Origin of the sequence: Pseudonocardia sp. NPDC046786 (genome assembly GCF_040645415.1) — a bacterium.
Taxonomy (GTDB): domain Bacteria; phylum Actinomycetota; class Actinomycetes; order Mycobacteriales; family Pseudonocardiaceae; genus Pseudonocardia; species Pseudonocardia kongjuensis.
In genome coordinates this window covers 16,398-37,849 of the sequence record NZ_JBEYYF010000024.1, presented here as the reverse complement: position 1 = coordinate 37,849, position 21,452 = coordinate 16,398, and the positions used below count along the sequence as shown (strand labels likewise).

Below are 21,452 nucleotides of genomic sequence, written 5' to 3'. Positions count from 1 at the left end.
GAGCCGGCCCGGCCCGGCGGCATCGCGCCGTGGCGGCGCTGCCGGGCCGGGCCGGACCGGGGGCGACTACTCGTCGACGCGGGCGTTCTGCACGGTCTCGACGATGTCCGCCGGTTTGACGGGCAGCTGCTGGATGTGCATGCCGTACTCGGCCAGCGCATCGTCGATGGCCGAGGAGACCACGGACGGGGTGACCATCCGGCCGCCCTCGCCTCCGCCCTTGATCCCGAACTCGGTGTACGGCGACGGGGTCTCGACGTGCCCGATCCGGAACGGCGGCACCTCGTTCGCCGTGGGGATCAGGTAGTCCAGGAACGTCGAGGACTTGAACTGCCCCTCGGCGTCGTAGGCCAGCTCCTCGTACAGCGTGGAGCCGAGGCCCTGCGCCGCGCCGCCGGTCACGTGCCCGCCCAGGCTCTTGGGGTTCACCACGGTGCCGGCGTCGTGCACCGCCACGTAGTCGAGGAAGCTCGTCTGGCCGGTGTCCGGGTCGACCTCCATGACCGCGATGTGACAGGCGTGCCCCATGATCGGGTAGAAGACCCCGAGGTCGGAGCGGTCCGCCGCCGGCAGCGTGGTGTACGGGTGGTCGTAGGTGTGGCTCTCCTCGAGACCGCTCGCCATCCCGGGGGGCAGGCTGAGCGCGAAGAAGTACGCCGACCCGGCCAGCTCGGGGATTCCGAGCGACCGCTCCGGCGCCCCGACGACCTGCACCCGGCCGTCCACGAGCTCCAGATCGTCGGCCGAGACCTCGAGGCTGTGCGCCGCGATGTCGATCAGCTTCTTCTTGAGCTTGCGCGATGCACCGCGGACCGCACCGGCCACCATCACCGTGAAACGGCTGCCCCCGGGGCCGGTGCCGGGCAGCGCCCGGGAGGTGTCGGCGTAGGAGACGTTGACGGTGTCCGGCTCGACGCCGAACTCCTCGGCCAGCACCGTGGTCGCGACCGTCTCCGGGCTGTTGCCCCACATCGCCTGGCAGTGCAGCTGCAGCTGGAACGCACCGGCCGGATCGATCGTGATCGTGGCGCTCTCCGGGCTGGAGGTGATCGGGAAGGCCGGCTCGTCGGACCAGAACCAGAACTCGGTCGAGGAGAACACCGACCGTTCCTGGGTGGTCGCGAGCCCGATCCCGATGTAGCGGCCCTCCTCCTCCCGCAGACGGGCCTTCTCCTTCCGCCAGTGCTCGAGGTCGATCATCCCGAGTGCCTTGTCGAGCACGGCGGGATAGTTGCCGCTGTCGTAGAGGTTCCCGCCCGGGATCTTGTAGGGGAACTCCTCGGGAAGGATGAAGTTGCGGCGCCGGATGTCCTCCGGTGCGAGACCGAGCTTCTTCGCCGCCTGGTCGACGAGCCTCTCCAGCACCCAGTTGTGCACCTCGGAGCCGAACCCGCGGTAGGCCCCCTGCTGGCACTTGTTGGTCAGGGCGGCGCGCAGCGAGTAGCGGGCGTTGCGGAACCGGTACGGCCCGGTCAGCTGGGAGAGCGCGTTCCCGTGGGTCCCCGTCCCGAACTGCAGGTAGGCGCCGTAGTCGTCGAGGACGTCGATGTCCAGGCCGGTGATCATCCCGTCCGCGGTGAGGCCCATCCGTGCCTCGTAGTACCGGTCCGAGGCGTGGTGGTCGGAGTTCATCAGGTGGTCGAGGCGGTCCTCGATGTAGGACACGGGCCGTCCGGTGCGCAGGGCCAGGAACGCGGTCAGCGTCGGCACCTTGTGCGCGGTGAACTTGCTGCCGAAGCTGCCGCCCGCGGCGACCGGCTGCATCTTGAGCTTGTTCGACGGGATCCTCAACGCCCCGGCGACCAGGAACTGCAGGTAGCTGAAGTTCAGTGAGTTGCAGTAGACCTCGAGCACGCCGTTGTTCCCGGGGCGGGCGATCGCGCCGGAGGTCTCCATCGGCATTCCCGCCGAGCGGCCCCAGTGCAGGGTGTCGGAGACGACGAGGTCCGCCTCCTCCATCGCGGCGGCGATGTCGCCGAATTCGAACGTACGTTCGTATGCGAGATTGCTGCCGTGCTCGTCGTGAAGCGGTGCGGCGCCGGGCTCCAGCGCCGCCTTCGGGTCGGATACCAGCGGGAGGTCGGAGAACTCCACATCGAGTGCGTCGACGCCGTCCTCGGCGATGTAGCGGCTCTCCGCCACGACGACCGCGACCGCCTCGCCGACGTAGCGGACCTTGTCGACAGCGATCGGATACTGCGCGATGGTCGGCGGGCCGAAGTTCATGCACGGGTTCATGTGCGCCTTGCAGTCCTCGCCGGTAAGGACGGCGACGACCCCCGGGATCCGCTCGGCGCTGCTGGTGTCGATCGAGTCGATCCGGGCGTGCGGGACCGGACTGCGCAGGATCGCGGCGTGCAGGAGGCCCTGCATCTTCATGTCGGCGATGTAGCCGCCCCGCCCGACGAGCAGACGGGGGTCCTCGACCCGCTTGCGGTCGGCGCCGATGTACTTGTATCCGGCCGCGGGCTTGCCGGAGCTGCCCACGACGGGATCCTGTGTGGTGGTCACGCGCCGGCCTCCTTGCCGCCGAGCTTGCGGCTCGCGTTCTGGACCGCATTGACGATGTTCTGGTAGCCGGTGCAGCGGCACAGAATGCCGGAGATCTCGTGCCGGACCTCGTCGTCGGTGCGAGCCTTGCCGTCCTCGATGATCTCCTTGCAGCGCAGCACCATCGCCGGGGTGCAGAAGCCGCACTGCAGGCCCTGCTCCTCGGCGAACGCCTCCTGGATCGGGTGCAGTGCGTTCTGGTCGGCCGACAGTGACTCCACGGTCTCGATCTCGTGCCCGCGAGCCTGCACCGCCAGCATCAGGCAGGAGCGGACGGACTCGCCGTCCAGCAGGATCGTGCAGCAGCCGCAGACACCGTGCTCGCAGCCGAGGTGCACGCTCACCAGGTCCAGGTCGTCGCGCAGGAAGTCGGCGAGCGTGGTGCGGGTCTCGACGGTGCGGCTCACCTCGCGACCGTTGACGCGCAGCGTGATCGTCCGGTTCGCGGCGTCGGCCGCGGCTGCCCGGTGCTCGGTGGCGGTCACCGGTTCCCTCCGTTCCTGGCGTCCGCGGCCGCGGCCAGCACGGCACGCGACACGACGGTCGCCGCGAGATGCTTGCGATAGGCCGACGTCGCATGGATGTCGTCGCCGGTGGTCACCGCCGCCTCGACGCGCTCGGCGGCGGCATCGATCGTGGCCGGGTCGACCGGCCGGCCGAGCAGCTCCTGCTCCACGTCGGTCGCACGCAGCGGAACCGATGCCACCCCGGCGACACCGACGGCGAGCCGCGTGAACCGGCCGTCGCCGTCCACCTCGGCGATCACGCCGGCGGCGGCGAGTGCGAAGTCGCCGGCGCGGCGGGCGACCTCGACGAAGGCGGTACCTGCTCCGGCCGGGGTGACCGGGTAGCGGACCGCGACGACGAGTTCGTCATCGGCGCAGGCGTTGGTCATGAACCCGTCGAAGAACGACGACGCCGGGATCTCCCGGCGGCCGTTCTGGCCCTGCACCACGACGACGGCATCGGAGACGACAGCGGTGCAGGGCAGCTCGGCCGAGGCGTCGGCGTGCGCGAGGCTGCCGCCGACCGTTCCGCGGTGCCTGTTCTCGATGTGCCCGATGTGGGGCACGGCCCGGGCCAGCAGTGGCACGGCCTCGCGGATGAGCGGGTCGGTCTCGAGAGTCGACTGGCGTACGCAGGCGCCGATCTCGACGACGCCGCCGTTGCGGGTGATCTGTTGCAGGTCCGTGACGCCATTGATGTCGATCACGACGGCGGGCGCGGCGAGCCGCATGTTGAGCATCGGCATCAGGCTCTGGCCCCCGGCGAGGATCAGTGCGTCGGAACGGTGTCGTGCCTTGAGTGCGACCGCGTCCGCCAGCGTGTCGGGATCGCGGTACTGGAACCGTGGCGGCTTCATTGCCTGTCCGATCGTCGTTCGGTACACGACCAGCCGGTCGTGCGTGGTGGATGAGGGCGCGCCGGGGACCCGGCTGTCCGGACGGTAATACTGGCCACCACAGGTAGAACTGGTGTAACCCACAGCGCTGCCGTCATCGACTGTGGCGAAATCCAGTATCGTTCGCGGGCGTGTCGGAGCGGACGGACGAAAGTCGGGCGTCATCGGGTGAGGCCGCCCGCGGTGATGAACTACGGCGTTGGCTCGGCGGCGTCGGCCGGATCGCGAGCGCGGTGAACGCCAGCCTCTCCCTCCCGCATCTGCTGGATCTCATCGCCGAGACGGCCTGTCAGCTCACGGGTCACGAGGCGAGTGGCGTGCTGCTGGCCGACGACGACCGGCGGCAACTGGTGATCTGCGGCTCGCACGGACTGTCCGAGGAGTACGTGGCCGCCGTGAACGACCGCCACACCATCGCGCTGGGGTCCGGTCCGCTGGCGGACGGCCCGTCGACGCGCGCCTTCCTGGACCGCAGACCGGTGCCGATTCCCGACATCCTGGCCGACGTGTCGTTCGAGCCGTGGGCGAGCCTCGCGAGCGGGTACGGACACCGCGCGATCGCCGCCGTTCCGCTGCTGGTGGGCGGCGAGTCGGTCGGCACGCTCAACTGTTACCGGCGCGCGGTGCACGAGTACGGGCCGGACGAGCTGTCGCTGCTGGCCACGCTGGCCAACCAGGCGGCCAGCGCCCTGCAGAGCGCCCGGCTGATCACCTCGCTGACCGAGCAACGGCGCATGCTCGAGCAGGCCGAGGACATCCACCGCGAGTTCACCGCGGTCGCCCTGCGGGGCGGCGGAGTGCAGGGGGTCGCCGAAGCGCTGGCCCGGCTGCTCGGCCGGCCGGTCGTGGTCACGGACCGGAACGGCGCGGTCGTGGCCGACGCCCGCGCTGGGCGACGGGCACTGGACGGGCCCTTCCCTGCGCAGGCATCACCGTCGGCGCCCGGGATCACCCAGCACGACGATCCGGAGCGGGTGCTCGCGCCGGTGCTGCTCGGGGAAGAGGTGATCGCGCAGCTGTGGCTCCCCGGCAGGGTCGGCGGCCTCGGTGAACTGGAGCGCCGGGCGATCGAGCACGCGGCCGTCGTCTGCGCGCTGGAGTTCCTCCGCCGCCGGACCGCCGTGGACGTGGAGTGGCGACTCCGGGGCGAGCTGCTGACCGACCTACTGGCAGGCATCGACGCCGAGTCGATCGCGGCCCGGGCCGCGCCGCTGGGACACGACCTGAACTCCCCACACACCGTCCTCGTCGCCGCGCCGGACGCAGGCACCGACACCGTCCGGGTGCTCCTGGGCGTCGCGCAGTCCATAGCGGACCGCTGCGAGCCCCGGCCCCTCGTGACCTCGTCGGGAGGCCACATCGTCGTGCTGTGGCCCGGGACCACCGGCGGGCCGTCGGCGGCCGAGGCCGCCGAACTGATCCGGGTCTCGGCGCGTCGTGCGTTCGACGGCGGCACTGCGACGGTCGTCGTGGGGCACCGGCGTGAGCGGGCGGCGGAGCTGCTCCCGGCCGTCCGGACGGCGCGCGGGGCGCTGAACCTCGCGCTGCTCCGCGGTCAGGACCGGACGGTCTCCCTGCCGGAGCTGGGTGTCTACGGGCTGCTGCTCCAGCTCGACGACCCCGAGGAGCTGCGCCGCTTCGCGCAGCACGTGCTGGCACCGCTGCGCGAGCACGACGACCGCCGGGGTGCGCAGCTGGTGCAGACGATCCGGGCGTACCTCGACCGGGGCGCGAGCGTCGCGCGCACGGCCGAGGACCTCTACGTCCACCCCAACACGATCAGCCTGCGCCTCAAACGGATCGAGGAGCTGACCGGGATGGTGCTGGCGCGTTCGGAATCCCTGCTCCACTTCACGGTGGCCCTCATGGCCTCCGACGTCCTCGGTGACGACCGGGAGCCCGTCACCTGAGAGGGCGCTGCCCGCAGCCACTGGGGAAATCCCCAAGGGATCCGTTCCTCGCTGTGTTCTCACACAGCGAGGAACGGGGCGTGGCTTGTCAGGCTGGGTCGGTCGCACCACGTCAGGGAGGACTGGCCGTGAATCAGTACACCGGCTCGCGCGCCGTTGTGGTCGGGGGCTCGATCGGTGGCCTCACCAGTGCGCTGCTGCTGCGCCGACTCGGCTTCTCGGTCGACGTCTTCGAGCGGACACCCGAGCAGCTGGACCACCGCGGTGGCGGCATCGTGCTGCAGCCGATCACCATGAAGTGGTTCCACGAGCACAGCGCGCACCGCATCGAGGACCTCAGCACCCGTTCGAGCAAGCTGCGCTACATCGGTGCCCGCAACGAGATCGTGTTCGAGGAACCCGCCGAGTGGCGGTACACCTCGTGGGGCTCCGTCTACCGCGCGTTGCTGGCGGACTTCGGAACCGAGCACTACCACCTGGGCGAGTTCTGCGCCGGTTTCGACCAGGACGCCGACGGGGTCGACCTGCGCTTCGTCTCGGGCCGCCGGGAGCGCGCCGACCTGGTGGTGTTCGCCGACGGCATCACCTCCACCGGCCGCCGGCGGGTGTTCCCCGACCTGGAGCGCGAGTACTCCGGCTATGTCGGCTGGCGCGGCACCGTCCGCGAGGACCAGGTCAGCTCCGGGACCCGCGCGCTTCTCGACGACGCCCTGAACTACAACGTCGCTGACCACAGCCACATCGTGCTCTACACGATCCCCGGCATGGACGGCGAGCTCACCGAGGGTAGGCGGCTGATCAACTACGTCTGGTACCGCAACGTGGCGCCGGGCCGCGAGCTGCACGAGCTCACCACCGACACCCGCGGGTTCGAGTGCCCGGTCTCGATCCATCCGGGGACGGTCCAGCAGCGCTACGTCGACGAGCTGCGGGAGGCCGCCGTCCGCGATCTGGCCCCCGGACCGGCCGAGGTCGTCACCCGGACCGATGAGCCCTACATCCAGGTCGTGTTCGACACCCGGATCCCGGGCATGGTCGACGGGCGGGTCGCGATCATCGGGGACGCGGCGTTCGCCGCCCGCCCGCACGCGGCCGCGGGCTCGGCGAAGGCCGCCGCTGACGCGTGGACGCTCTACGAGCACCTCGGCGCGGCGACCGACGTCCGGGACGCCCTCGAGCAGTGGGAACCGGGCCGGCTCGAGCTCGGCAACCAGCTGATCGACCGAGTGGCCGCGATGGGCGCCCGCTCGCAGTTCACCAACACCTGGACCCCGGGCGACCCGGAGCTCCGCTTCGGGCTCTACGCCCCGGGCGTCTGAGAACGGACCACACATGATCCTGCAGAACAGCTTCGTCATCGACGTCCCCGTCGAGGATGCATGGAAGGCGTTGAACGACCCGGAGCTCGTCGCTCCCTGCTTCCCCGGCGCCGCTCTGACCGAGTTCACCGGGGACACCTTCGCGGGCGTCGTGAAGGTCAAGCTCGGTCCGATCTCGCTGACCTACAAGGGCGAGGGCGTCTACGTCGAGCGCGACGACGCCGCACGGCGGGTCCTCATCTCCGCGACCGGCCGCGACTCCCGTGGGAACGGAACGGCCAAGGCCCAGGTCACCGGCACGGTCTCGGAGGCAGGCCCCGGGCGCAGCGAGGTCCGGATGACGACGGACATGGCCGTCACCGGCAGGCCGGCCCAGTTCGGCCGCGGCGTGATCTCGGATGTCGCCGACAAGATGATCGGGCAGTTCGCGACGTGCCTCGCGACCACCCTCGCGCAGGACGACGCTCCCGCTGCACCCGGACCGGGCCCGGCGACCGCGCCGGCTGCTGGGATCTCCGCTCGTCCCGGACAGCCCGCTCCGTCGGCGACATCGCAGGAAGCGCTCGACGTCGGTGACCTGCTGTCGTCGATGACTCCGGCCTGGATCCGGAGATGGGGTCCGGCCGTCGGCGTCGCAGTCCTCCTCGCATTCGTGGTGGGCCTGGCCCGCCGCCGCAGCTGACACGACGGGTCGCGCGGCGCGGTACGCGTCGGGGAACCGGCACGGACCGCTGGACGGATCTCCTCCAGAACATCGCCGGATCAACGGGCCGGTGCCGGAAATGCTCCGTGTACGGGAGTGGATCGAGGGAGCCGATGGCGAGCGGGGCGACGAGGTCGAGCACGCACTCCGGACGATCGAGGGCTGCGTACTCCCTCATGGCAGGTGTCTTGTTGCTGATGATGCTGGGTGGGACCATCCCGGCTCCGCTGTACGAGCTGTACCGGCAACAGATCGGTTTCGGCGAGTTGACGATCACCATCGTGTTCGCCGCCTACGCCGGGGGGACGCTCCTCGCCCTGTTGTTCCTCGGCGGCATCAGTGACCACATCGGACGGAAGAAGGTCCTGGCCGGCACGGTCGTCGTGGCCGCTGCCAGTACGGTGGTGTTCCTCGTGGCATCCGCGGTGCCGCTCCTGATCGTGGCCCGGGTGCTGAGCGGTATCGCGGTCGGCCTCGCCACCGGAACCGCCACCGCCGCCATCGCCGAGCTCCATCCTCGCGGGGATCAGAATGCTGCCGCCGTCGTCGCGTCGGGCGCCAATCTGACCGGTCTGGGCCTGGGGCCGCTGCTGGCGGGTGCGCTCGCCCAGTACGTCCCGGGGCCCACGACGACCGTGTTCTGGGTCTATCTCGGCCTGCTGCTCCTGGCCGCCTGTGCGCTCGTGGTGGTACCGGAGACGGCCGTCGGGCGGGACGGGGTCGTCGTGCTCACACCGGACGTCGAGGTTCCCGCCGACCTGCGGTCGGTGATGGCCGGAGCCGCCCTCGGGATCTTCGCCGCGTTCACGCTCCTCGGTCTCTTCAGCAGCTTGACACCGACATTCCTGACAGACGGATTCGGGGTCCGGAATCTGGCCGTCGTCGGTGCGGTGTCGTTCCTGATCTTCGCTGCAGGTGCGATCGGCCAGGCGGTCTCTGCTCGGCTGCCCAGCAGGCGTTCGGCGGCGACGGGACTCGTGCTGCTGCTACTCGGCCTGGCCGCACTGGACTCCGCGCTCGTCATCACGGCGCTCTGGCTGTTCCTGCTGGCCACCGTCGCCAGCGGTGTCGCGATCGGCTTCATCTTCCGCGGCGGCCTGGCCGAGCTCAATCGACTCGTTCCCGCCGACCGCCGCGCAGCCGTGGTCTCCGCCTTCTTCCTCGCCGGCTACCTGGGCATGTCGGTCCCGGTCGTTGTCATCGGCATCGGCTCCGAGGTCACGAGTACGGTCACGAGCACGCTCCTCGTGTCCGCGCTGCTGGCGGTGGTCATCGTGGTGGCTCTCGGCGTGGTGCTGCGGACCTTCGGAGCGCGTACTCGGCCGGTGCGTCCCCGCGCACCGTCGGACGGTCGGGCGTTCCCCGCTGACGACAGCGGGACCGAACCCGAGCGTCCGGGCCGCTGACCCACTGACGCCCCGGAGCGGGGACACGGTCTCGCGGCCGGGATATCGTGCCGCACCGGCCGGTGGCCGTTGCGTCGCGACACCGGAGCCGTAGGCTCGGCCGGGTGCCGACCTCGGACGCCCGGTGAGCGGGCTCTTCGCACTGCTGGACGACGTGGCCGCCCTCGTCCGGCTGACCGCGTCGTCGCTGGACGACGTCGCGGGCGCCGCCGGGCGGGCCGGTGCGAAGGCCGCCGGGGTGGTCGTCGACGACGCCGCCGTGACGCCCCGCTACGTGCAGGGTCTGCGCCCGGAGCGGGAGCTGTCGATCATCTGGCGGATCGCCAAGGGATCGCTGCGGAACAAGCTCCTGATCATCCTGCCGGTGGCGCTGCTGCTGAGCCAGTTCGCGCCGTGGCTGCTCACCCCGATCCTGATGCTCGGCGGGCTCTACCTCTGCTACGAGGGCGCGGAGAAGATCTGGGAGAAGCTGGCCGGCCACGAACCCGATCCGGAGGCCAAGGACGAGGCCGCCGCGGCCGATCCGGAGGGCCACGAGCGGAGCGTCGTCTCCGGCGCGGTGCGCACCGACTTCATCCTCTCCGCCGAGATCATGGTGATCGCGCTGAACGAGGTCGCCGCCGAGGGGTTCGTGTCCCGCGCCGTGATCCTCGCGGTGGTCGCGGTCGCGATCACCGTGCTGGTCTACGGCGTCGTCGCGCTGATCGTGAAGATGGACGACGCCGGCCTCGCGCTGGCCGCGCGGGACACCGGAGCGGTCAGCGCGCTGGGCCGCGGGCTGGTCCGGGCGATGCCGATCGTGCTGTCGGTGCTGTCGGTGGTCGGCATCGCGGCGATGCTGTGGGTCGGCGGGCACATCCTGCTGGTCGGCGCGGACGAGCTGGGCCTGCACGCGCCCTACGCGCTGGTGCACCACGTCGAGCTGCTGGTGCACGACGCGACCGGGGCGCTCGGCGGGTTCCTCGGCTGGCTCACCAACACGGTCGGCTCGGCGATCGTCGGTGCCGTGGTGGGCGCGCTCGTGGTGGCCGTGGCGCACCTGGTGCCGCGGCGGAGGGCGGCCGCCCCCGGCGACGACAGCCAGGACGGTCAGGACCCGGCGGACGCCAGCAGGTAGCGCCGCCAGCCGCCGTGCTCGGTGATGTCGGCGCCGTCCGCCCCGGCGTCGGCGGCGCAGCCGAACCCGACCACCCAGCGGCCGTCGGACAGCTCGACCTTCCCCAGCGACATCGGTGACGGCAGCCCGGCCAGGAACCGGCCGAGCCCGGCGGCCGGGAGGTCCCACAGCTCGCCCGCGATCGGCGCGCCCCGCCCCGGCCCGCAGCGGACCAGGCCGGGTTTCGCGGGCACCGAGGCGAGCGCGACCAGCCGGTAGGCGTCGGAGGTGGTGACCTCGCCGCGGAACCGGGCGCCGAGCACCCGCAGCTGCGGGTTGAGCGGCTCGCCGCGCAGGTGCGCGCCGACCACCAGCACGGTGCAGACGTCCGCGGTCAGCAGCGGCCCCGGCGCGCCGCCGGTGATCAGCGCCGCGACGTCCAGCGCGACGTGGTCGTGCATGCTCTGGGACAACACCGTCACCCCGAACGGCCCGCCGTCGGCGCAGCCGGCGGGCACCGCGACGGCCGGCATGTCGAGCAGGTTGGCGAAGTTGGTGTAGGTCCCGAGCCGCCGGTTGACCCCGACCGGGTCGGCGCCGACCTCGGCCAGGGTGGGGTGCTCGGTGGTGGTGGGCAGCAGCAGCGCCGCGCTGCCGTCGAGCAGGTGACGGGCGTACCTGCGGGCGCGGGCGACCCGGTCCAGGTCGGCCGCGAAGTCGTGCGCCCGCGGCTCGGCGGCGGCCCGCACGATCCCGGCGACCACCGGATCGGCCCCGGCCGGGCGGCCGTCGAGGAAGCCGCCCACCGCGGTGTATCGCTCGGCGACCAGCGCGCCGTCGTAGAGCAGGGTCGCGGCGTCGAGCAGCACCGACACGTCGGCCTCGACGGTGTCCGCGCCGCGGGCGCGCAGCCCGGCGACGGCCCTGGCGAACGCCCGCCGGTAGCCGGCGGTGAGCGCGGCCAGGTCGGCCGCCCGCGGGACGACGACGCGGGGCCGGTCCGGCGCGGCGAGCGGCAGGTCGGCGGGCCAGACCCGGCTGCGCGGGTCCGCCGGGTCGAACCCGCTGAGCACCGCCATCGCCCGCCGGGCGGTGCGCAGGTCGGCGGCGAGCACGGAGACGCAGTCGTAGTCGGCGCAGGCGGGCACCACCCCGGTGGAGGGCACCACGCCGGGCGTCGCCTTCACCCCGACGATGCCCTGGAAGGCGGCCGGGACCCGGCCGGACCCGGCGGTGTCGGTACCGAGCGCCAGATCGGCCAGCCCGAGCCCGACCGCGACCGCCGACCCGGACGACGAGCCGCCGGAGATCCGGTCCGGGTCCCAGGAGCAGCGGACCGCGCCGTACGGGCTGCGGGTGCCGACCAGGCCGGTCGCGAACTGGTCCAGGTTCGTCTTGCCGACGATCACCGCACCGGCCGCGCGCAGCCGGGCGACCGCCGTCGCGTCGGTGTGCGGGAGGTAGGCGTACTCCGGGCAGGCCGCCGTGGTGCGCACCCCGGCGACGTCGATGTTGTCCTTCACCGCGGTCAGCAGCCCGGCCAGCGGCAGCTGCTCGCCGGCGGCCAGCCTGCGCTGCACGGCCGCGGCGTCGGCGAGCACGTCGCGCTCCGGCCGCAGCGTGATCCACACCTCCGGCCGGTCCGCCGCGGCGATCCGCCGGTAGGCCTCGCGGACCCGCTCGACCGGCGGGAGCCCCCGCTCGATCCCGGCGGCGACGTGGCTGTCGGTCATGCTGCCCTTTCCCCGATCACGGCCAGCGAGTGGCCGCTGTCCACTTGGTCGCCCGGCGCGACGTGCACCGACAGGACGGTGCCGCTGACCGGGGCCGGGACGTCCATCTCCAGCTTCATCGCCTCCAGGGTGAGCAGCGGCTCGCCCTCGGTGACCCGGTCGCCCGCGGTGACGTGCATCCGCCACACCCCGGCCGCCATCGGCGCCTCGACCACTCGCGCGCCGGGCGGGACGTCGATCCCGGCGGTGGTCCGCGGCGCGGCCGGCGGTGCGGCTGCGGGGGCGCCGGTGGCGACCCGGCCGAGCTCGCCGGAGGCCCGCCAGGCGTCCCGCTCGGCGGCGAAGGCCGCGCCCCGGCGCCGCTCGAACGCCGCGATGGAGCCGGCGTTGCGGGCCAGGAACGCGCGGTGCGCGGCGAGGGTGAACTCGCCGTGCCCGATCTCCGGCTGGAACCGGCCGGCCGCGAACGCGGTCCGCTGCTCGGCGAGCTCGTCCGGGGTGACCGGGTACCAGCGGATCCGGTCGAAGAACCGGAGCAGCCACGGCACGCCGTCCTCGAACGGCGGCCGCTGCCGGTAGCCGGACCAGATCGGCACGGTCCGGCCGACGAGCTGGTAGCCGCCCGGCGACTCCATGCCGTAGACGCACAGGTAGGAGCCGCCGAGCCCGACGGTGTCGGCGGCGGTCCAGGTCCGGGCCGGGTTGTACTTGGTGGTGACCAGCCGGTGCCGCGGGTCGACCGGGACGGCCAGCGGCGCGCCGAGGTAGACGTCGCCCAGGCCGAGCACCAGGTACTCGGCGTCGAACATGATCCGCTCGACGTCGTCCGACCGGTCCAGGCCGTTGATCCGGCGGACGAAATCGATGTTCGACGGTAGCCACGGCGCGTCCGGCCGGACGCCGGCCGAGTACCGCTCGATCGCGGTCCGGACGACCGGGTCGTCGAACGACAGCGGCAGCCGGATGGTGCGGCTCGGCACGGCGAGCTCGTCGGTGGCGGGCAGCCCGTCCTCGATCGCGGCGAGCAGCCCGGCGAGCCGGCGCACCGACAGCACGTCCGGATCGACGTGCACGTGCAGCGACCGGACGCCGGGGGTGAGATCGACCAGCCCGGCCGGGGCGTGCTCGCGCAGCGCGGCGGCCAGCGCGTGCACCCGCAGCCGCAGCCCGAGATCGAGCACCTGCTCGCCGTACTCGACGAGCAGGTTGTCGTCGCCGCCGCGCCGGTAGGCCACCGCCGGGGCGTCCGGGCCGGCCGGCCGGCGGGCGAGCACGCCGTCGTCGCCGTCCGGGCCGGTGCGCAGCCCGGCCGGCAGCCGGGCCTGGGACCGGACGCCGTCGTCGGCGCGGATCCGGCCGGCCGCGGCCGTGCCGACCGGCACGAACCGGACGGTGTCGCCGGGCCGGATCTGGCCGAGCTTCCAGCGGTGCCCGCTGACCACGGTGAGCGGGCACGCGAACCCGCCCAGGCTGGGGCCGTCCGGGCCGAGCAGGATCGGGGTGTCCCCGGAGACGTTGAGCGCGCCGACGCTGTAGGCGTTGTCGTGCAGGTTCGACGGGTGCAGCCCGGCGTCGCCGCCGTCGGGCCGGGCCCAGCGCGGGCGCGGCCCGGACAGCCGGATGCCACTCCGGTTGGCGTGGCTCTGCACGGTCCACGCGGTGTCGTAGAACTGCCGCATGTCCTCCGGGGTGAAGTAGTCCGGCGCCGGCTGCGGGCCCTCGGTGACCGCGAGCTCCCACTCGTGGCCGATCTCCGGCCGGGTCCCGGCCGGAGCGGGCTCGCCCGCCGGGCAGCTGCCGGGTGCCAGCACGTCGCCGGTGGCGAGCGCGCGGCCGGTGTACCCGCCGAACCCGCCGAGGGTGAAGGTGGACGCGCTGCCCTGGAACGACGGCACGTCCAGCCCGCCGGCGAGCGCGACGTAGGTGCGCAGGCCGGCGCCGGTCGGGGCGCCGACGTCGAGCAGGCCCCCGGCGGGCACGTCCACCCCGGTCCACATCGGGACCGGATCGCCGTCGACGGTGACCGGGGCGCCGGCGCCGGTGACGCACACCCGGCCGGGCCGGGTGAACCGCAGCGCCGGCCCGGTCAGCGTCGCCTCCAGCGCCGGCGTGCCGTCGGGATTGCCGAGGCACCGGTTGGCCAGCCGGAACGACAGGTCGTCCATCGGCCCGGACGGCGGGATCCCGACCTCCCACAGCCCGGTGCGGCCGGGCAGGTCCTGCACGGTGGTCATGGTGCCGCCGCGGAGCACGTCGATCCGGGCGGCCGATCCACCGGGACCCGCGCCCAGCGTCGCGGTGGTGTGCCGGGCCCGGCGCACCGCCGGTTCCCGCACGGCGGCCCGCAGCTGGTCGAGGTTGGTGCACACGCCGTCGACCGCGGTCGCGTCCAGGGCGGCACCGAGCGCGTCGAGCGCTGCCGCCCGGGTCGGCCGGTGCGCGACGACCTTGGCCAGCATCGGGTCGTAGTGGTGGCCGACCACGGTGCCGGTCTCCACCCAGCCGTCCACCCGCACGCCCGGCCCGAACGCGACCCGGGTGAGCAGCCCGGAAGACGGCCGGTGATCCCGCGCCGGGTCCTCCGCGCAGATCCGCGCCTCCACGGCCACCCCGGTCACCGGCGGCCCGGTGTCCGGGACGCCGTCGAGCAGGTCGTGCTCGCCGCGGGCCAGCCGCAGCATCCAGCCGACCAGGTCGATCCCGGTGACCAGCTCGGTGACCGGGTGCTCCACCTGGAGCCGGGTGTTCACCTCCAGGAACGAGGCGGTGCACCGGTCGGCGTCGTAGACGAACTCGACGGTCCCGGCCGAGCGGTAGGCGACCGACCGGGCCAGCGCCCTGGCCGTCGCCGTGACCGTCGCGGCCACCGCGGGCGGCAGATCGGGTGCCGGTGCCTCCTCGACCACCTTCTGGTGCCGGCGCTGCAGCGTGCAGTCCCGGGTGCCCAGGCTGACCACCCGGCCCGCGCCGTCGCCGAACAGCTGGACCTCGACGTGCCGGGCCCGGGTCACGTAGCGCTCGCAGAACACCCCGGACGAGCCGAACTGGGCGGCCGCGGTGCGGGTCACCGAGGCGAACGCGGCGGGCACCTCGTCCGGCCGGTGGCAGACCCGCATGCCGATCCCGCCGCCGCCGCCGACCGCCTTCAGCACCACCGGGTACCCGATCCCGGCGGCCGCCGCGACCGCCTCGGCCGCGGAGCCGAGCAGCCCGGACCCGGGCTGGACCGGCACCCCGGCGGCGCGGGCCGCGGTGCGGGCCGCGTGCTTGTCCCCGAAGGCCCGCAGCTGCCCGGGGGTGGGGCCGACGAACCGCAGCCCGGCCCGCTCGCAGGACTCGGCGAACCCGGCGTTCTCGGCGAGGAACCCGTACCCGGGATGCACGGCGCCGGCGCCGGTGGCGGTGGCCGCGCCGAGCACGGCGTCGGCCCGCAGGTAGGACTCCGCGGGCGGCGCCGGGCCGAGCCGCACCGCGTGATCGGCCTCCAGCACGTGCAGCGCGTCGGAGTCGGCGTCGGAGTACACGGCGACCGTGCGCAGGCCGAGCGCGCGGGCGGAGCGGATGATCCGGCGGGCGATCTCGCCGCGGTTGGCGACCAGCAGGGTGTCGAACACGGGACTCCAGGTCAGGATCGAGGTCAGGGCCGTGGCGGCAGGCCCGACTCCCGGGCGTTCATCGCGACCAGCGCCCGGGTGGCCCGCTCGACGACGATCTCCAGCGAGGCGCCGATGTGCTCGTGCAGCAGCCGGTGCGCGGTCTCCAGCCTGCCGTCCAGCACCCGCTCGACGATCTCGATGTGCTCGTCGATGGAGGTCTCGATGCGGCCGGGGATGATGAAGTCGTACATCCGGACCCGGCGGATCCGGCTGTTCACGTCGGTCAGCACGGCGACCAGCTCCGCGTTGCCGGACGCCGACAGCAGCGCCGCGTGGTACCGCTCGTCGGCGAGCACGAACTCCGGCGCCGGCTGGGGCGGGGCGGCCCGCAGGTCGTGCCAGTACGCCAGCTCGGTCTCCAGCGCCCCGGTGTCGTGGCGGACGCCCGGGTTCTCGATGCACCGGGCGATGCCGCGCAGCTCGACCGCGATCCGCACCTCGTAGAGGTCGCGGACCCGGGACACGCTGGGCACGACCACCGAGTAGCCGTACTCCTCCCGGTTCAGCAGGCCGTCGGCGAGCAGCCTGGTCACCGCGTCCCGGACCGGGGTCCGGGACATCCCGTACCGCTTCGCCAGCTTCGGCTCGGTGAGCCGCTCGCCGGCCGGGAAATCGCCGTTCAGGACGGCGTCGCGGATGGCGACGTAGACCTGCTCGCGCAACGGCGGCGGCTGCTCACCGCCCGGGATCACCGCGGCCGACGACATGACCGTGCTCTGCTCGTCCACGGGTCCATGGTTCCGGGTCGGGCCGCCACAGTGCTGGATGCCGGCCTGCTGGTTCCCGCCCCGCGGCCCTCCACCGTCAGATCGCCATCGCCGACCGCACATCGACGGCCGCTGCGCCGCCGCCCGCGCCGGACGCCCGCACCCGGCCCGAGGCCAGCACGTAGTAGCCGCCCGCGACGTCCAGCGCGAAGCCGACGTGCTGTTCGACCAGCAGCACCGACAGCCCGCCGCGCCGGGTGAGATCGACGATGGTGCGCTCGATCTCGGTGACCACCGAGGGCTGGATGCCCTCGGTGGGCTCGTCGAGGATCAGCAGCCGCGGCTCGGTGATCAGCGCGCGGGCGATCGCGAGCTGCTGGCGCTGCCCGCCGGACAGCAGGCCCGCGGCCCGGCCGAGCAGCTCGCGCAGCGCCGGGAACAGGTCCAGCGACTCGTCGATCAGCGCCCGGCCGCGGCGCCGGCCGTCCGCGACGACCTGCAGGTTCTCCCAGGTGGTCAGCTGCCCGAACGACTGCTGGCCCTGCGGCACGTAGGCGAGCCCGCGGGCCACCCGCCGGTTCGGCGGCAGCCCGGTCACATCCTCGCCGTCGAGCAGCACCCGCCCGGCGGTGACCGGCAGCAGGCCGGCCGCCGCCCGCAGCAGGGTGGTCTTGCCCGCGCCGTTGTGCCCGAGCACCGAGGTGACCCCGTCGGCGGGCACCTCGACGGTCACCCCGTGCACGACCGTCGTCCGGCCGTAGGCGACGTCGACGCCGTCCACCAGCAGCATCGGCCCGCTCATCCGGCCACCTCCGCACCCAGCACGATCGCGGCCTCCTCGGCGGTGTGGTGCCCCGGCCCGAGGTAGACCTCCTGCACCTTCGGGTCGGCCTGCACCTGCGCGACCGTGCCCTCGGAGAGCACCCGGCCGGCGTGCAGCACGGTCACCGACCGGGCGAAGGACCGCATGAAGTCCATGTCGTGCTCGACGACGACGACCGTGTGGTCGCCGCTGATCCGCTGCAGCAGCCGGCCGGTCTCGTCCTTCTCCTCCGCGCTCATGCCGGCGACCGGTTCGTCGAGCATCAGCAGCCGGGCGTCCTGCACGAGCAGCATCCCGATCTCCAGCCACTGCTTCTGGCCGTGCGCCAGGGTCCCCGCGGGGGCGTCGGCCAGCGCGGTCAGCCCGACCGTCTCCAGCGCCTCGGTCACCACCGCCGGGATGGCGCGCCTGCGGCGCAGCAGCGTCCACGGGGAGCGGCCGGCGCCGGCCGCGATGTCCAGGTTCTGCAGCACGGTGAGCTGCTCGAACACGGTCGCCGTCTGGAAGGTGCGGCCGATCCCGAGCCGGGCGACCGCGTGCACCTTGCGCCCGAGCAGGTCGGCCCCGGCGAACCGGGCGGTGCCGGTGGCGGGCACCAGGCCGGAGACGGCGTCGATCAGGGTGGTCTTGCCGGCGCCGTTCGGCCCGATCAGGAACCGCAGGTCGCCCGCCCCGACGGTCAGGGCGACGTGGTCGACCGCGACGAAGCCGTCGAAGGTCACGGTGAGGTCGGTCAGTTCGAGGTCGTCGGTCATCGCTGGGCCCCTCCGGCCGGTTCGGGTACGGATCGGTCCGCCGGTCCGTCGTCCGCGGGCGGTCCGGCGCGGCGGCGCCGGCGCAGCGTCACCAGCGAGGCGATGCCGCCCGGCAGGAACGCGACGACGAGCATGAACATCAGGCCCTGGACGTAGGTCCAGCCGGACGGGAACTGCTCGGACAGCGAGGACGCCGCCCAGGCCACCGCGATCGCGCCGAGCGCGGGCCCGGCGAGGGTGGTGCGGCCGCCGATCGCGACGCCGATGAGCAGCCCGATCGACGGGACGACGCCGACGTCGTTCGGCGAGATGATCCCGACGATCGGGACGAACAGCGCCCCGCCGATGCCGGCCATCAGGGCGGCGACGGCGAACGCAACGGTCTTCACCGTCGCCGGGTCGTAGCCGAGGAAGCGGACCCGCTCCTCGGAGTCGCGGCAGGCGACCAGCAGCTCGCCGTACCGGCTGACCATCAGCTGGCGGGCGACCAGCAGCATCGCGAGCAGCACGCCGGCCGCGACGAAGTAGAGCATCAGTCGGTTCGCCGGGTCCCGCAGCGAGAACCCGAAGAAGCCGCGGAAGTTGTTCAGCCCGGTCGAGCCGCCGGTGGTGGCCGGGTTGCCGACGAGCAGGATCGCGAACGCGGCGGCCAGCGCCTGGGACAGGATCGCGAAGTAGGCGCCGCGCACCCGGCGCCGGAACGTCGCCAGGCCGAGCACGGTCGCCAGCAGCGCGGGCAGCACCAGGATCGCGACGACGGTGACGGCGCCGGAGCGGAACGGCTCCCACCACCACGGGACGCCGTTCGAGGAGATCAGCGTCATGAAGTCGGGGGCCTCGCCGGGCCCCGCGTCGGCGAGCTTGAGGTGCATCGCCATCAGGTAGGCGCCGATGCCGAAGAACACCCCCTGGCCCAGGGTGAGCATGCCGCCGCGGCCCCAGGCCAGGCCGATGCCGACGGCGACCATGGCGTAGCAGAGGTACTTGCCGAGCAGGTTCAGCCGGAAGTCGGACAGCACCAGCGGGGCGACGGCGAACAGGACGACCGCCGCGGCCAGGAACCCGAGCCCGACCGCGTAGCGGCTCCGCAGCAGTGTGGTCACACCAGACTCCTCGTCCGCAGCGCGAAGATCCCCTGTGGGCGGAACTGCAGGAAGGCGACGACGAGCGCGAGCACCAGCACCTTCGCGATCGACGCCGAGGTCGTGTACTCGATCCAGGACTGGGCGACGCCGAGCGAGAAGGCGGCGATGATGGCGCCCTTGAGCTGGCCGAGCCCGCCGACGATGACGACCAGGAAGGCGTCGACGATGTAGCTGCTGCCCAGGTTCGGCGAGATCGACCCCATCAGGGTGAGCGCGACACCGGCGACCCCGGCCAGGCCGGAGCCGATGAAGAAGGTCAGCATGTCGGTGCGGCGGGTGGAGATGCCGGAGGACTCGGCGAGCTGCCGGTTCTGCACGGTCGCCCGGATCCGGCGGCCGAGCGAGGTGTAGCGCAGCAGCAGCACCACCGCGGTGACCGACAGGACCGCGAGCACCAGGATGAACAGCCGGGACCGCGGGAAGGAGAAGCCGAGGATCTGCACCGGCCCGGCCAGCCAGGCGGGCGCCGCGACGTCCACCCCGGCGGTGCCGAAGATGTCCCGGGCGAGCTGCTGCAGGACCAGCGCCACGCCCCAGGTCACCAGCAGGGTGTCCAGCGGCCGGTGGTACATGCGGCGCAGCAGGATCAGTTCCAGCACCACGCCGAGCAGGCCGCCGATGACGAACGCCAGCGGCAGCGACGCCAGCAGCGAGAGCCCGGCCGCGCCGAGCGCCTGCTGGACGACGAACGCGGTGTAGGCACCGGCCATGATGAACTCACCGTGCGCCATGTTGATGACGCCCATCTGACCGAACGTCAGGGCCAGACCCAGTGCCGCGAGCAGCAGGATCGAGCCGACGGACAGGCCGTTGAAGACCTGCGTGACGAGGGTTTCCATGCGTCCTCCGGAGGACCGGCGGCGATGGCCCGGCGCGCCGTCGCGGCGCGCCGGGCCACCCGCCCGGGATGGTCGGGCGGTGCGGATCAGCCGGCGAGCCCGCTCGCCCAGGGGTAGGACTCCAGGTACGGGTCCGGCTCGATCGGCTCACCGGAGGACCACTCGGTGTAGATCAGGCCGTCCGGCCCGATCTTGCCGATCAGCGCGGTCTTGGCGATGTGGTGGTTGTCGCCGTTGACGGTGACGGTGCCCTCGGGGGCGTCGAAGGTGACGCCGTCGGCGGCCGCCTGCACGTCCGGCACGGCGAACGAGTCGGCCTTCTCGACCATCGCCTTCCAGAGGTACAGCGAGGTGTAGGCGGCCTCCATCGGGTCGGAGGTGACCTTGTCGTCGCCGTAGCGCGCCTTGAAGGCGGCGACGAACTCGGCGTTCTCCGGGCTGTCGATGGTCTGGTAGTAGTTCCAGGCCACCGGCTGGCCGACGATGTTGTCGACGCCGATGCCGCCGACCTCCTCCTCGGCGATCGACACGCTCAGCACCGGCATCGTGTCCGGGGTCAGGCCGAGGCTCTTGTACTCCTTGAAGAACGCCACGTTGGAGTCGCCGTTGAGGGTGTTGAACACGGCGTCGGCGCCCGCGTCGCGGACCTTGGAGACGATCGTGGAGAAGTCGGTGTGCCCGAGCGGGGCGTACTCCTCGCCCAGGATCTCGATGCCGTTCGCCTCGGCGTACGCCTTGATGATCTTGTTGGCGGTCTGCGGGAAGACGTAGTCGCTGCCGACCAGGAACAGGCTGGTCGCGCCCTGCTCCTTGAGGTAGTCCAGGGCCGGGACGATCTGCTGGTTGGTGGTCGCGCCCGAGTAGAAGATGTTCTCCGAGGACTCCAGGCCCTCGTACTGCACCGGGTAGAACAGCAGCGCGTCGTTCGACTCGAAGACCGGCAGCATCGCCTTGCGGGAGGACGAGGTCCAGCCGCCGAACACCGCGGCCACGCAGTCGGCCCGGATCAGCTTCTCGGCCTTCTCGGCGAAGATCGTGGGCTCGGAGGCGCCGTCCTCGGCGACGACCTCCAGCTGCTTGCCCAGCACGCCGCCGGTCTCGTTGATCTCCTCGGCGGCCATCGCGAGGCTGTTGTAGACGGTGTTCTCGCTGATCGCCATCGTGCCCGAGCGCGAGTTCAGGAAGCCGATCTTGACGCTGTCCCCGCTGGTGTCGACGCAGGACGCCGCGGCGGCACCGGCGTCCGCCTCGTCGTCGACCCGGGCACCGCAGGCGGCGATCCCCAACCCCATCGACAGCAGGGCGACCCCCGCCAGGGCGCGGCGCAGCCGCTTCGCACTTCTCATCACAACGCCTCCGTGAAGCGCACCGGAGGACGTCCCCGGGGCTCGGCCGGGCCGGGTCCGTT

At 72.8% G+C, this 21,452-nt stretch carries 16 protein-coding genes; 5 read left to right on the top strand and 11 right to left on the bottom strand.

The window, feature by feature from the left end:
- Positions 1–66: 66 nt before the first annotated feature.
- Genes ABZ881_RS24675 through ABZ881_RS24665 form a run of 3 tightly spaced genes read right to left on the bottom strand, consistent with a single transcriptional unit; the run spans position 67 to position 4,117 of the window.
- Positions 67–2,511, bottom strand: coding sequence for a xanthine dehydrogenase family protein molybdopterin-binding subunit (locus ABZ881_RS24675; protein WP_358487953.1), 2,445 nt, complete (start codon positions 2,509–2,511; stop codon positions 67–69).
- Positions 2,508–3,035: a (2Fe-2S)-binding protein gene (locus ABZ881_RS24670; protein WP_358487952.1), complete on the bottom strand. Its 528-nt coding sequence runs from the start codon at positions 3,033–3,035 to the stop codon at positions 2,508–2,510. The genes ABZ881_RS24675 and ABZ881_RS24670 overlap by 4 nt, the downstream gene beginning before the upstream one ends.
- The gene (locus ABZ881_RS24665) at positions 3,032–4,117 is read right to left on the bottom strand and encodes an FAD binding domain-containing protein (protein WP_358487950.1); all 1,086 of its coding nucleotides are present in this window, start codon (positions 4,115–4,117) and stop codon (positions 3,032–3,034) included. The genes ABZ881_RS24670 and ABZ881_RS24665 overlap by 4 nt, the downstream gene beginning before the upstream one ends.
- Positions 4,118–4,185: 68 nt before the next feature.
- Between ABZ881_RS24665 and ABZ881_RS24660 the strand changes: the two genes are divergently transcribed.
- From ABZ881_RS24660 to ABZ881_RS24640, 5 genes are all read left to right on the top strand, one after another.
- Positions 4,186–5,862: a GAF domain-containing protein gene (locus ABZ881_RS24660; protein WP_358487949.1), complete on the top strand. Its 1,677-nt coding sequence runs from the start codon at positions 4,186–4,188 to the stop codon at positions 5,860–5,862.
- 128 nt (positions 5,863–5,990) lie between these two features.
- Entirely contained in the window at positions 5,991–7,181 is a 1,191-nt protein-coding gene (locus ABZ881_RS24655; protein WP_344018168.1) for an FAD-dependent monooxygenase, read from the top strand.
- Positions 7,182–7,194: 13 nt separating this feature from the next.
- A complete protein-coding gene (locus ABZ881_RS24650; RefSeq protein ID WP_358487948.1) occupies positions 7,195–7,863 on the top strand; it encodes an SRPBCC family protein in 669 nt (222 codons plus the stop codon).
- 212 nt (positions 7,864–8,075) lie between these two features.
- Positions 8,076–9,290, top strand: a complete 1,215-nt coding sequence (locus tag ABZ881_RS24645; RefSeq protein ID WP_358487946.1) for an MFS transporter — start codon at positions 8,076–8,078, stop codon at positions 9,288–9,290.
- A 124-nt stretch (positions 9,291–9,414) separates the two neighbouring features.
- Entirely contained in the window at positions 9,415–10,407 is a 993-nt protein-coding gene (locus ABZ881_RS24640) for a DUF808 domain-containing protein (protein WP_358487945.1), read from the top strand.
- On the opposite strand, the gene atzF is transcribed toward ABZ881_RS24640, so the two are convergent.
- From atzF to urtA, 8 genes are all read right to left on the bottom strand, one after another.
- Positions 10,380–12,119, bottom strand: coding sequence for an allophanate hydrolase (gene atzF, locus ABZ881_RS24635; RefSeq protein ID WP_358487944.1), 1,740 nt, complete (start codon positions 12,117–12,119; stop codon positions 10,380–10,382). The genes ABZ881_RS24640 and atzF overlap by 28 nt on opposite strands.
- Entirely contained in the window at positions 12,116–15,733 is a 3,618-nt protein-coding gene (gene uca / locus ABZ881_RS24630) for an urea carboxylase (RefSeq protein WP_358487943.1), read from the bottom strand. The genes atzF and uca overlap by 4 nt, the downstream gene beginning before the upstream one ends.
- A 23-nt stretch (positions 15,734–15,756) precedes the next feature.
- Positions 15,757–16,503, bottom strand: a complete 747-nt coding sequence (locus ABZ881_RS24625) for a GntR family transcriptional regulator (RefSeq protein ID WP_344018174.1) — start codon at positions 16,501–16,503, stop codon at positions 15,757–15,759.
- 76 nt (positions 16,504–16,579) lie between these two features.
- On the bottom strand, positions 16,580–17,284 hold the full coding sequence (gene urtE, locus ABZ881_RS24620) for an urea ABC transporter ATP-binding subunit UrtE (protein ID WP_358487942.1): 705 nt from the start codon (positions 17,282–17,284) through the stop codon (positions 16,580–16,582).
- On the bottom strand, positions 17,281–18,060 hold the full coding sequence (urtD, locus tag ABZ881_RS24615; protein ID WP_358487940.1) for an urea ABC transporter ATP-binding protein UrtD: 780 nt from the start codon (positions 18,058–18,060) through the stop codon (positions 17,281–17,283). The genes urtE and urtD overlap by 4 nt, the downstream gene beginning before the upstream one ends.
- Positions 18,057–19,163, bottom strand: coding sequence for an urea ABC transporter permease subunit UrtC (gene urtC, locus ABZ881_RS24610; protein WP_358487939.1), 1,107 nt, complete (start codon positions 19,161–19,163; stop codon positions 18,057–18,059). The genes urtD and urtC overlap by 4 nt, the downstream gene beginning before the upstream one ends.
- Complete coding sequence (urtB, locus tag ABZ881_RS24605) at positions 19,160–20,044, bottom strand: urea ABC transporter permease subunit UrtB (RefSeq protein WP_358487937.1); 885 nt, start codon at positions 20,042–20,044, stop codon at positions 19,160–19,162. Before urtB ends, urtC begins: the two co-directional genes overlap by 4 nt.
- 86 nt (positions 20,045–20,130) lie before the next feature.
- Positions 20,131–21,390: an urea ABC transporter substrate-binding protein gene (gene urtA / locus ABZ881_RS24600; RefSeq protein ID WP_358487936.1), complete on the bottom strand. Its 1,260-nt coding sequence runs from the start codon at positions 21,388–21,390 to the stop codon at positions 20,131–20,133.
- Positions 21,391–21,452 lie beyond the last annotated feature (62 nt).